Source organism: Achromobacter sp. (genome assembly GCF_032113835.1).
Lineage (GTDB): Bacteria > Pseudomonadota > Gammaproteobacteria > Burkholderiales > Burkholderiaceae_B > Achromobacter.
This window is the reverse complement of sequence record NZ_DAMCTG010000009.1, coordinates 39,014-51,537: the sequence shown is the minus strand read 5'-3', so window position 1 is coordinate 51,537 and position 12,524 is coordinate 39,014. Positions and strand designations below refer to the sequence as shown.

General features: G+C 61.2%; 10 protein-coding genes. 5 read left to right on the top strand and 5 right to left on the bottom strand.

The window, feature by feature from the left end:
- Positions 1-291: 291 nt before the first annotated feature.
- The 4 genes from RT697_RS05810 (at position 292) to RT697_RS05795 (ending at position 3,172) form a co-directional block, all read left to right on the top strand.
- A complete protein-coding gene (locus tag RT697_RS05810; protein ID WP_313697396.1) occupies positions 292-1,035 on the top strand; it encodes a BON domain-containing protein in 744 nt (247 codons plus the stop codon).
- Positions 1,036-1,082: 47 nt separating this feature from the next.
- Positions 1,083-1,280, top strand: coding sequence for a hypothetical protein (locus RT697_RS05805; RefSeq protein WP_313697395.1), 198 nt, complete (start codon positions 1,083-1,085; stop codon positions 1,278-1,280).
- 34 nt (positions 1,281-1,314) lie between these two features.
- Positions 1,315-1,554 (top strand): hypothetical protein, encoded by a 240-nt coding sequence (locus RT697_RS05800; RefSeq protein ID WP_409517403.1) that lies wholly within the window; start codon positions 1,315-1,317, stop codon positions 1,552-1,554.
- 226 nt (positions 1,555-1,780) lie between these two features.
- Positions 1,781-3,172 (top strand): FAD-binding oxidoreductase, encoded by a 1,392-nt coding sequence (locus tag RT697_RS05795; RefSeq protein WP_313697394.1) that lies wholly within the window; start codon positions 1,781-1,783, stop codon positions 3,170-3,172.
- A 226-nt stretch (positions 3,173-3,398) separates the two neighbouring features.
- On the opposite strand, the gene RT697_RS05790 is transcribed toward RT697_RS05795, so the two are convergent.
- Complete coding sequence (locus RT697_RS05790) at positions 3,399-3,842, bottom strand: DUF695 domain-containing protein (RefSeq protein WP_313697393.1); 444 nt, start codon at positions 3,840-3,842, stop codon at positions 3,399-3,401.
- Here RT697_RS05790 and RT697_RS05785 point away from each other — a divergent pair.
- Positions 3,842-5,527: a tetratricopeptide repeat protein gene (locus RT697_RS05785; RefSeq protein WP_313697392.1), complete on the top strand. Its 1,686-nt coding sequence runs from the start codon at positions 3,842-3,844 to the stop codon at positions 5,525-5,527. The genes RT697_RS05790 and RT697_RS05785 overlap by 1 nt on opposite strands.
- Positions 5,528-5,583: 56 nt before the next feature.
- On the opposite strand, the gene RT697_RS05780 is transcribed toward RT697_RS05785, so the two are convergent.
- From RT697_RS05780 to RT697_RS05765, 4 genes are all read right to left on the bottom strand, one after another.
- Positions 5,584-6,552, bottom strand: a complete 969-nt coding sequence (locus RT697_RS05780) for a type I restriction enzyme HsdR N-terminal domain-containing protein (RefSeq protein WP_313697391.1) — start codon at positions 6,550-6,552, stop codon at positions 5,584-5,586.
- Between the two features lie 74 nt (positions 6,553-6,626).
- The gene (locus RT697_RS05775) at positions 6,627-9,218 is read right to left on the bottom strand and encodes a helicase-related protein (RefSeq protein ID WP_313697390.1); all 2,592 of its coding nucleotides are present in this window, start codon (positions 9,216-9,218) and stop codon (positions 6,627-6,629) included.
- A complete protein-coding gene (locus RT697_RS05770) occupies positions 9,218-11,209 on the bottom strand; it encodes a hypothetical protein (protein ID WP_313697389.1) in 1,992 nt (663 codons plus the stop codon). The genes RT697_RS05775 and RT697_RS05770 overlap by 1 nt, the downstream gene beginning before the upstream one ends.
- Positions 11,206-12,459 (bottom strand): hypothetical protein, encoded by a 1,254-nt coding sequence (locus tag RT697_RS05765; protein WP_313697388.1) that lies wholly within the window; start codon positions 12,457-12,459, stop codon positions 11,206-11,208. The genes RT697_RS05770 and RT697_RS05765 overlap by 4 nt, the downstream gene beginning before the upstream one ends.
- Between the last annotated feature and the right edge of the window lie 65 nt (positions 12,460-12,524).

The window sequence follows — 12,524 nt, the reverse complement described above, 5'->3', positions numbered from 1 at the left end:
GCCTGGATCCTGAAGCCATATTCATCTCCTGAATGTCGTGTCATGTTGCCGGATGCGGTTGTTGGGCCTTGCCACGGCGTTCTGCCCGCATGGCCCATTCTTAGCACCGCAGCCGACGTTGGCCTATCGGCCATAAAGCGTGGACCCGTCGCCGCCGGTCGCCCGGCCTCCGCCCGGCACAGCACTTGCTGCCAGCATGAAGCGGGCGGGCACGGGCACGCGTTTCAAAGTTTCAAAGTTTCAACGCGAGTCCGGCCTGCCTGTTTCGCAACTTGCAACGGGAGAGACGATATGAGCAGAGACCCGAGGAACTCGTCGAACTATCGCGGCGACCGGGAACCGTGGCAGGACCCCGCACCGTCTTACGGTTACCAGGGCGAAGGCACGCGACAGGGCGGCACGCGCGAGACCCGGGAACCGGTGCGCAGCCGCAGTGCCGATCCGGGCCAAAGCAGCTACGGCGGGTTTTCCAATGAAAATCCTTCGTACCAGCGGCAACAGGTTTATGAAGGCCAGGGGCGCGGCCGTGCATATGGCGACCGCGACCGCGCCTACGGCGGCCGGGACCAGGCCTACGACGGTCCCACGTCCTTTGGCGATGACGAAGGCGGTTACTACGGCGACCGCCCCGCGTGGCGCGAGGAATCCATGTCATTCGAAACCGCCGAACGGGGCGGCTATAACCGCGGCCCGACAGCCTGGCGGGATCGCGCATCGCGCCGGACCGATCCCAAGGGCTACATCCGTTCGGACGATCGCATCCGCGAGAACGTGTGCGAAGCGCTGGCCCATAGCGGCCTGGACGTGAGCGACGTTTCGGTCGCGGTCCTGGACGGCCATGTCGTGCTGGAAGGCACCGTGCCCAATCGGCGCACCAAATACCACGTCGAGGATTGCACGGTCGAGTGCGCGGGCGTGAACGATGTCGAGAACCGGATCCGCGTTGGAGGCGGAGGGGGCTCGAGTTCAGGCGCGAGCAGCTCGGGCCCCGGCAGCGCCGGCAATGTCGGAAACGTCGGCACTGCGAAGGAATGACCGGTCCCCGACACGAACCACGATGACCCTGACCAAAGGAGCAGATCATGACTAAACACAAGGACAGCACGCACAAAACGGACGCGCCCGACCGCAGCCAGGACGACACGCCCCGCGAGTCGCAGGCGAGTCACGGCGACACGCAGAACCGCACGAAGAAGGAGGGCCATACGACGCAGATCGGCACTGGCCAGGACCAGCAGAGCCAGCGCAATCGCGGTCAGGGCGCGCGGTCCAAACCGTGACCCCGACGCGCGGATTGAGCGGGGACGGTAGCCGATGACGCTGGATGCGTTGTGGGACTTCCTGCAGTGGCCGGCCATGGCGGCGTCGCTTGCCGCCGCCTGGCTGGTCGCGTCGCGCAGCGCCGGGCGCCGCAACGCGGGTTTCTGGGTTTTCCTCGCCAGCAACGTGCTGTGGGTGGCGTGGGGCTTGCACGATGACGCCTGGGCGCTTATTGCGCTGCAACTGGGCCTGGCGGTCCTCAACATACGCGGCGTCCTTAAAAACGATCCGTAGACCCCTGCCCGCGCGGTCAAAGGCCTATACTTTTCCCCATCACGCACGCTCCGGCGCACGGCACAGGGCGTCTGCCGCCTTCCCCCCGCGCGGCGTTCGCCGGGCATTCATGTGCACAGGGTCATGGCCCCTTTTTCAAGGAGACAAATCCCATGTCGCGCTCAAGCAGATAGACGGCTTGCTTTAGACGCTGTTTGTAAATGCATCGCCTTCGAGGAGATGTGTGATGAACAAACTGTCCAGCAGCACCTTGGAAAATCTGCGCGCCTCTGCCCGGGGCCATATCCTGACTGCGGGCGACGCCGGTTACGACGAGGCCCGCAAGATCTGGAACGCCACGGTAGACCGGCGGCCCGCCGTCATCGCGCGATGCGCGGGTCCCGCCGACGTGCGCCGCGCCGTGGATTACGCGCGTGAGAATCAGTTGGTCATTTCCGTGCGCGGCGGCGGCCACAACATCGCAGGCACCGCCGTATGCGATGACGGCATGATGATCGACCTGTCACCCATGAAATCGGTGCGCATCGACCCCGCGCGCGCCAGGGCGTTCGTGGAGCCCGGCGCCACCCTGTCCGATTTCGACCACGAAGCGCAGGCGTTTGGCCTGGCCGTTCCCTTGGGCATCAATTCCACGACCGGCGTGGCCGGCCTGACGTTGGGAGGCGGTTTCGGCTGGCTGACGCGCCGGTTCGGCATGACCATCGACAATCTGGTGTCTGCCGATGTCGTCACGGCGGACGGCCAACTGCTGCACGCCAGTGACTCCGAAAACCCGGACCTGTTCTGGGCGCTGCGCGGGGGCGGCGGCAATTTCGGCGTGGTCACGATGTTCGAATTCCGGCTGCATCCCGTGGGTCCCGAGGTCTATGGCGGATTGGTGGTGGTGCCGCTGGAACAGGGCCGCGAGGCGCTGGCGCGATACCGCGACGCGCTAAAGACCATGCCGCCGGAACTCACCGTGTGGGCCGTGCTGCGCCAGGCGCCGCCGCTGCCTTTCTTGCCAGAAGCCGTGCACGGCAAGCCCATCGTGGCCTTCGCGTCGTGCTACACGGGCGGCGTGGACAAGGGGCCGGACGCCCTGCAAGTGGTGCGCGGTCTGGGCGAACCCTACGGCGAACACCTTGGGCCGATGCCCTACGCGGCCTGGCAGAAGGCGTTCGATCCGTTGCTCACGCCCGGCGCGCGCAACTACTGGAAGTCCCACAACATCGGGGAGTTGGACGACGGCCTGATCGACGCCGTCGTGTCAGCAGTCCAGAACGTGCCGTCGCCACAGTGCGAGATCTTCTTTGGCCACATCGCCGGCGCGGCGATGCAGGTGCCGGTGCCCGCCACCGCGTATCCGCACCGGTCCGCGCAATTCGCCATGAACGTGCACGGACGCTGGGACGATCCGAAAGACGATGAACGGTGCATCGCCTGGGCACGCGACATCTTCAAGGCCACCGAGCCCTGGTCGCAAGGCGGCGTCTACGTGAACTTCCTCACGCAGGACGAGACTGCACGGGTGGGCGCGGCCTATGGCGAGAACTTCGACCGGTTGGTCCAGGTAAAGACCCGCTACGACCCGCACAACCTGTTCCGGCATAACCAGAACATCAAACCGGCCGCGCCTTGAAGTGTTTGCGCATGGCATGGATCGGGCGCGCCGCCGGTCCATGCCCTCGGCAGGATCTTCCGCGCCCGCTCTTCGATGCGCCGCTATTGCAGTCGCAAAACTAGCTGAAAACGGCACGTCAGTCCCTATCGCCACTGATGAGGGATGGGAGAAATGTGGCGCTTAGGCGCCCCTTGTTGTTGATAATCGCGACGGTCCGCAGCCACAGCCCGCCGCTTGACGTCCATCAATGCAGCTGCTCAGATCCTTCGGGCTGCAATCCCGACAAGGCATTCCAGTCAGGGTCCTTGAACATGCGCAGTTCAATCGGATAGACCGGATGTCCCGCCAGGCACGTGTTGAACGCATCCAGGAAGGCTTCGACATTCGGCGTGAAGTAGCGCCACTCTTTCTGATGATTACCGGTCAGGCATGCCACCTGCACGCCGGCGTCCGAATTCTCGAAACCCTGTTCGATGGCTTCTTCAAACGCATTGGTGCGCAGCTTGTCTTCGTCGTTCGGCATGCCGGTCTCGATGCCCTGATACGCCCAGGTGATGATGATCAGGTTGTCGTTGACCTGGCGATCGGACTCGGGCGGCAGCCCGGTGCGAAAGCGAATGACGACCGGCAGACCGTTGATGCGGGCTTCGCCCACCGCCCACAGATCGTCTGGAAAAATGCTGCTCATTGCGTGAACTCCTGCTGATTCAATCCCAAACAAGCCGGGAGTCTATCGCACCAAATGGTGCGCCGCCGCGCGGCCAGCCTGAATCCAGGACCAATGCGGTCTCCTTGATCTGCGCGAAACCGGCAAGACAGATGGCGCAGATACAATCGCCCCGGTCGTTTGCGCCACAGCGACCGCCGTTGTTCACAGGAAAGCAGTCGATGTCCAAATATTTGAAGTTCGCCGCCGCAGTGCTGGTGGGATCCACCTTCTCGGCCGCCGCCCAGCAAGACCATCTGGCCGAACGCCTCTATGACCGCGCCGTCCAGCAAGACGCCTCAGCGTTGAAAGCGCTTCAAGACCTCGCCAAAGACAAGGAGCTTGACGCGCTCATGGCGCTAGGTTTCATGTACGAACACGGCGTGGGCGTCGCCCGCGACGTCAAACTGGCCATCGCCAACTACGCGCTGGCGTGCCATCAGGGCGGCCAATACGGGTGCGCCAACGCCGCCTATTTCTTCGAGTACGGCATCGGCATCGACAAGGACGCCAGCATCGCTGAACGCTACATCGGCCTCATCGCCAAGGACGACTTCGACAACCTCGACGACGTCAAGGAGATGGAGCGCCAGCGCCACATCGTCTACGAGGGCAAGGCCAAAGCCGAAACCGACGTCGAAATGCGGCTGCCGGTCATCGAATACCTGCGACGTCATGTCGGGTCTGCCTCCTCCGACGCCCGCACGATGATGGCGCGCATCGGCTTCACCAAACTGGACACGCTGCGCTTGGCGCGGGTTTGGGCCGAGCGGGATAAAGAACCCGGGATGCTCTTTCAGGTCGGTAGCCTCTACAACTTCGGCTATTCGCAGGTCGAGAAAAAGGACGCCGAAGCCTTCAAGTGGTGGCAACGCGCGGCGGAGGCCGGCGAGCCGCACTCGCAGAATCTTCTAGGCCTTGCCTACGTAGAAGGCAAGTGGGGCGTGGATCGCGACCCGGCAGTCGCCGTGTCATGGTTCGAGCGCGCGGCGGCGCAAAGCGACCGGGATGCCTTGGTCAATCTGGGCGAAATCTACTACCTGGGCGAAATCGTTCCGGTCGATTACGCCCGCGCGCGTACTCTGTTTGAAGAGGCGATTGAGCAGGGTTCAGCCCGTGCACCAAGATTCCTGAGCTGGATCTACTACAACGGCCAGTCGGTGAAGACCGATTGCAAGAAGGCCCTGCAATATCGTCAGGAGCGCCGCAACCATCAGCCGGATGCGCAGGACGACGCCAAATTCCTGGCCCATTGCAAAAGCGATCTGGACCAGCGCAAACAGGCTGGCAAAGCGGCGCCCACGCTGCGCCTGCTGCATAAGTCGACGTACCACGGCGGCAACGACGGCGCCTTGGCCTGCGAACCGCATTTTGTCGTCACCACCGACAAACTCAGTGAAATCGCCAATCTGCGCGTCACGGTCGAATTGAAGAACGACCAGGGCGCGACGACGCAGCGCACGTTGGCTTTCAGTCCGTTTGGCATGAATACGATGAACGAAGGCCTGGATGGCCGGGCATGGGATTCGTTCAGTTCGAGCACCCTGGTGCCGATGAAGACCAAGGAGTTCTGCGAGTTCGAGGCCGATTATCAGATCAAGGAAGCCACTGCACTGATTAACGGGCGGAATGTGGACTTGAAGGTCGAACGGGTAGCCAGGAAGTAGCGCCAAACTCAGGTCGAAGTCGTGTCAGCACAACGATGAGATTCTCTGGCCATTTCCTATGCCGACATCACAGCGCGATTTTTATTAGGTTTGTCACAAACGTTCAGCAATGCCGCCATCGCACGACCGAACGAAGCAGCTTGTATGTCATGACTCAACCGGTACCTTCGCATGTGCGGCCCTTTGTCATGCGGCGCGGGTTGTGCCAGGCCGCAGAGAATCTCGTCACCCTGAACAAGCTCCGTAAGGATCAGGACGTCTGGCTGGCGCTTGCCTAACTCAAGACGCGCAATGCGCCTGCCGTCCAGGCACTCGCCGAAAATGCTGACCCTCGTCTTGCGAAATTCGATTCGCAGCGTAGAAGATATCTGCCCCAGTTCCTCAAACGCTTGCGCCATCGCTGTGAGCAGGACTCGGTCCAGCGGGGAGATTCCGGGAAGCCGGTCCAGTTCAGCGCGAAAGCCGCGCATCTCGCGCACAACTGTCACGGCGTTGACGGCCCGCTGCGCAGATGCCGTTTTGGTTAGCCGTTCCGGTCTAATGAACGATGCGACGTAGCCATCCTGTTGGCTTCGCCATTCCTGAGGCAATAGCGACTCGCCGCGAATGAATGCGACGATTTCATCCAACGCATGGGGGCGCATTTCACGGCTCTTGGCATCGCACAATGTGACCAGCTTGTCTCTTCCGTTCAGACACAAGACCCAATGCAGCCCGTTTGTGACGATGCCGCGCGTATCTGCGGGCAGATACTTCGCAATCTGTTCTGCGGCGATGGCGCGATCAAGGCGCTTGGCCTCAATCATGACTCGGGGCAAGCCCGAGTTGTCAAGCAGCGCGATATCGACTGATTGCGACGTGCCGTGCAGGCTGGTCTGATTGAACTCAAAATAATCGCGTAATCCCATGCTGGCGTTGGCATGGTCAACCACTGGCGCAATCAGACGGTACATCGCCCAGCGTTCTGATTTCTGCGCGTGGGCAAACTGTATTGCAAGATGGTCGACCAACTCGAGACGCGTCATCGTATGTTCCAGTTTGCGCAAAAGAATTTTGCCGCGCGAGGGGTGGAATCAGGCTTTGCGCGGCGCCTCGCGTATCAAATAGGGGGCGGTTTAGGGGAAAAATTTGGTGCCGCGCCATTGATTTCATTTGCGAGCTCACGCAGCAGGGGATCCTCATTAACATCAGGTACATGAAGCACGGTGCCGTGAAGTTGCGCCCTCAACGCATCCCATCGCGATTTCAGAACCATCCAGTTATGCTCGTCATATGTGCCCTGGAAAACGATGGGCAGGATTTCGATGCGCGGTAGATCTGTGCCTCGAACGCCCTTTGCGATCGCCGCGTCAAGCAACTGTTCCCATCGGCTGCCCAGCCGGTCCACCCGCCCAATCTGTTGTTCAACCACCGCTGGATTCCATTCAGGGTGCAGCAGCAGAACTGTGCGGCACGCCTTATGCAGATTCAGCCCTTCGCGTCCAACAACAGATTGCGCCACCAGCACCCTGGGAAAGCTATCCTGACGATTGAAAGCCAGCTGCAGCAATCGGCGGGTCACATGCTTTGTTTCGCCGTACATCAATCGCGCAAATCCACCCTGCGGGTTGCGATATTCGTCGTCAAAGCGTTCCGCCAGTTTCGGCCACAAAGCGGCCGCTCCCGCCTCATTCAGACCGGCTTCGCCGCGCTCGTCAATGTCCTCGCGGTCCATGGCCGCGTCGACGAGGTTCACGAAGGCGTCGGCCCATTCCTGCGGACTCGCTTCATCGCGGGCAAGTAACTCCATCACCGCCCGCGTAACGGCAGCCTGTCCAACGGGATTGCTCACGAATGCGCCAAACAGGAGCTTTGCGGCGCTGTTGTCGGGATGCGCTTCAAGCCCGGCGCGAAGGTTATTGAACAGGTGGTCGCGGGCCGTCTGGCGACGGGCCTCTAAGCCCTCGTACTGAATCTGTAATTGGGCATTGATACTGTCGATCGACTCATCCGACAGAATTTTCAACTGACGCTGCGCCGCTTTCACCGCGTCGTGTTCGCTCTCACGCACGCCGCTTTGAGGCCACGGGCGGTTGTCCCGCAAGGCCCTGAGCATCTGACGAGCATTCAACAAGTCGACCAGCATTTTCATGGGAGCGGTGTAGCGGCCAAAAACCAGAACCTTTTCACCCCTGGCATCGGCATTCTCAATTTCTTGAACCGCGATTTGTATGGCGGGGTGGTCGAGAAGTGCGTTCTTGTTCGTCAAGGTCTGACGCAACACGCTGAGCCACCAATCCACGCGCTGGGATCTCGACGACTCGGAATTCGTCACATTCTCGGCCGAACGGTCAGCCGCCATTTGCTCGGAATCTTCAATGTCATCCTGCTGAAGCTGATCAATGACTTTGGCGATGCCGTGGCCGCTGCCCACCGTCAGCCGTAACCGTTGCGCTGCTGGTAAGGTTCCTTGCGAAGCGGCGACGGATAGCGCTTCCGCCGCGCATATCGCTTGCTGCCAAGCGGGTGAAAGCGTCGTTGGATCAATGATGAGCTGACGTTCTCGACGATACGCATGAGGTGACAAGCCCGAGTGAAGCGCGAATGTCTGCACAGATTGGGATTCGCGCTTGTCGCGCCGAACCAGATACGGAGCCAGCGTCTTTTCGAACTCGCGCGCCGCGACCCGAAAGTTCGCCCTCTTTTCGGCGTCGTTCGGCTGCGCTTTGACGGCGTCGACTGCCTTTTCATAGCTGCTTATAGCAAGCGACGTTTGCTCATGATCGGGCAAGAACCGGCCGTCTGCTGTCTCAATGGCAATGCGGTCCAGCACGTCCTGCCATTGCTCGGCATCAAGTTCAACGGGCGTGGCCGTCATGGCGAGCTTGCGACCGTCGGCGGGAGTCAGAGCGACATTATTCAGTACTCGCGATAGCCCCGTCGCGTCGCCCCGGCTCTTGTGCGCCTCGTCGATGATGATGAGATCGAAAAATCCTAAGCCGATACCCACGGCTCGTTCCAGCGCTATACGAAGATCGGTACCCGAGCGGTACTCGCCAGAGTTCATCGCCGCTGGCCACGGCGCCTCTGTCACGAGCCTATTCAGGAAATCGACGGGAATACCTCCTTCTCGCTCTGCCCAAGCCACGATGTCTTCGGCCGCAGCACGAATCCGCGGATCGGATAGTTCGGGCGCTGCGTGGAAATGTCTGGGATAGCGGCCATCGCAGACCTTGCGCCATGTGGCGTACAACAGCGGCAGCAAGGACCAGTATGGGGCGCGGGTACCTTCGCCAATACGCCAGTTTGCGATTTGATGTGACAGTAGTACGACATCCTGCGTTGACCATGACGGCGAGACGCCCTGGCTGATGTCCCAGGGCTTGAAATACTGTTCCAGGCTTCTTAGCAAGGGTGGACATTCCACGCCGCCCTCGTGCATTTCCTGCTGCCATTGAAATCCCAGGCCAGGGGGTACGAGCACAGCAACCCGCCCACCTTGTTCGATGACGGCGCGGGCCAGGGTCACGGCGATGCGGGTTTTTCCCATGCCGACCTCGTCGGCAATAACCACGCCATTTTTCGTTATGCGACGGGCTAGCGCCATCACGCTGCGGCGTTGGCCATCATTCAATGACCATGCGCCACCTGCGGATCCCTCGGCTTTCTCGGCAGACTCGATCAGTGTCGACGCGACTGCGTTCCAATCCATTATTCATCCTCTCCAAAGGCCAGGTATCCACTCCGCACGCCCCACGATTCCGCGACGCGTTCCAATGCTTCTTCGTAGCGCCGACCGCTTGGTGTGCGGGCATCGTTCGCGTAGACGGGGCGGAAGGCCGCTTGCAGCAGGCAACTGAGCGGATTGATCTTCAGACGACGAAAATCGGCCAGCGCGGTGCTCTCCCGCGCCTGGCACAGGATCTGCTCAAGTCGGTGGCACCATGCCGACCAGTCGGCGACTGCCACTTGAACCTGCTTCTGAGCGATGAGTTCTAATTGCGTCATCATCGTCCGTATCGCTGCCGTGGGGGGAGGACTGGCCGAGTTGCGCGCGTCGGGGTGGCGCTGGTTTGACGGATCTTGATCGGCGTCGCCGTCGCCATTGTCGTCATCGCCATCGTCAATCGCAGGAAAATTGAGCAATTGGGCTGCGAGATCCTGCAGTGCCAGTCCGGGTAGTTCCGCGCCTGCGATCCGGCCATATTGGTCGACCACCGGCACTTGCTGCTGGTGATTCCCGTGCACTCCCCAACGCAACCTCGCCTGGCGAGGCGCCCCCCCTGGCCACAGCCAGTCCAGTCCGAGCCTGGGGCAGGTTTGCCCATCCGGACCCAGCACGTCAAAGTCCAAGTTGCTGCGGCCAGGTGCGCGTAATAGCCCTGCGTCTTCCGTTGGGATCCATTGCAAATAGGCTATCGGGCCGGCAACAAAAGATCCGTTGAGCTCCGGCATGGGGTCGCCTGCCTTGAGATGGTCAGTGACCGTTATGGGAACGCCATCAGACTGGATTGGCAATAATACGGTCATTGCCGGTACCGAGGGATCCTTGGACGGCAACCACAGCGTTCTTGGCAAGGAAAAAACAACCCCCGCTTCGAGGTTGCCGCGCGCCCGACGCGCACGCTCGACGAAGCCGGGACGGGTAAGATTCCCCGATCCCAGATAGAGCCAGCCGCTACTGCAGGCATCGCCGACATCGTTGCCGCCCAGGAGAAATTTCGCGTGCAGCGTGCGTCGGACGTCCGCGCGAAACACTTGTTCGGGTTGTCCCGGCTCCACGACCCTCCACTGGCGCTTCGTCATCGCATCCAGACAGCGGGCTACCGCTTGGCAACCATCCGGGTTGACGTAGATCTCGACCAGAGCGCTGCGTGTCAGCATGTCTTGTGCGCGTAATGCATCTTCAATACTGGCCAGCACAGTGGGAACCTGCTCGGCCGGGCTGTCCGCTCCAGCTTGAGGCGAATCCTCGAAGAAGCCCGATGCCATGGCCAGATAGTTGCGGCGAACCTTGCCGGCGTGCTTCTCGATCAAGGCGGGAAGCTGTTCAAGAAGGCCGTGCGAGCGATTGTCGAAAAACCGGGGGGTATGCCCCTGCGACCGAGATGCGCATTGGCTGACCCACCCGTTGAACCGGCTGATACGATCCGCCGCGCACGGGTTTTCCGTCATGGCTTCAAGGATGCGGGTATCGAAATGCGAGGCGAGCCAGTTCAAAAATTCAGAGGCAGCGTTTACGTCGGCGCATCGCAATGACAGGTCACGCGCCTCCGCGTTCAGGTCCGCAGAAGACACTTCGATCGTCCACGCAAGGTCCAGGCTTTCCTCAACGGTCTGTCGGGTCCAGTTGCCGGTCGAGACGATCAAGCGCAGCCGCCATTGATCGGCGTCTGCGTTGCGGAAGCCCAGTAGGGCGACCTTGGCGTGCATCAGCTTGAACGGCTGGAGATTCGCGTCGCGCAAGGGAAGGTGGGCGACGCCTGGCACATCGAGCAGCGATAGAGGTTCATGCTGCGGATCCAGGATCAATCCCAATGAGATCTCGCCCGCCTTCGCGCGCTGCGCATGCGTGCGACGGGTAAATCGCTCAGCCGCCTCGTTGAGAAACAGATCGTCGCCAGAATAGCCGCATACCCAGCCAAACAGGCCGTTGTAGTCGTCCGGCGCGTCGAACAAGTGCAACAAGGAGGGCGCCTTCATAGTTCGGCGTCCACGAAGATCTGGTTTGTGGTCTCGTTACGCATCGCGTTCGGTTCTTCGAGCAAATCTCGGTTAAGCACATAAAGGTTGCGAACTCGGAACGATAGGTTCGCGGGCCAGTCGATGATGCCGTCGGATACGCCGGCGTCTTCAGGATCCGCGGACAGCGCCGGATCTGATGCGATTTCGTTGCGCATCGCACGGCGGAATGCTGGTCCAGGTTTGACTTCGCGCGCAACAAGCCGCAGTACCCGATCGTCTCGGCGCAACAGATGCTCGAGCCGATCGGAAGTAGAAGGCAGGGCGCATTCGCGACCAAAAGCCATGGCGTCCGCATCGGGATGCGAAAACGATAGATAACGATCAGCGGCCACCTTTAGATCGGCAAGCTCGTCGCCTAGCATTCCTGCCGCTTCTTCGACGCGTAGCATTTCTTTGGGAGACAGGGCGAGTTTGCGCTCAAGCTCATCGAGCACGACTATGGCTTGCGCGCGACAAGCCATGAGTTGCGCGCCTGCCTGTAAATCCTTCCAATGCGCGTCATCGACGATGGCTGCAGGCCGATCCTCCCAGCCCAGCGGCCCTGAAGGGGGGTGACTGCGCAGGTCGTCAACCCATCGCAACGCAGCGCGCCGTCGATCCTTGTGTGTGCCGTCTTCTTTATCTGACCCCAGAATAAACTGAGAGTGGAGCAGTCCCCGGGCGGCGAGTGTGAGCGGCACGCAAGGAGAGAGCAGCTTCACGAAACGCGGTGGCCAGCTGACAGATTTTCCCTGCACCCAGTTCAGCAGTTGCGTCACGATGTCGTGCCGCCCGCCGTCGCCACATGCCAAAGCGATCAAGTTTCTGCCGGCCTCGGTGGTTGCTAGGGCGTTGAAGCGCCGGCGAGGCCCCTCCGCCAACCCCAGAGGCATCAGACTTTGCCCAACCGCCATGCGCGTGGGTTGTGAAACGTAAAAGCCCGGGCGGCGCAACGTACGAAAATCCAGGGCGTGTTCACGAGGTAATGTGTTGATGCCGCGCAAGCGCGGGTGCGGCGCCCATTTGCTCTCGTTGTAGCCAAGCCAGCATGCCAACGCCTCGATCGCATTGGCGCATTCGATATTGCCAACGGGCATTCTTGCGTCGCGAGCCAGTTCGGCCACGCGGACTCCCAGGATTGCAAGGAAGACCTGCTTGCCGAACCAGACACCACCCGTACCCGGCACGGCCAGTTCATTAAAGCGCCGGACAGCGCGCCCGATGCCCAAGGTCCTCGTCCGCCTTTCTCCGGACAGCGCCGCCGGTCCCAACAAACCCCACTGCATAGTCATCT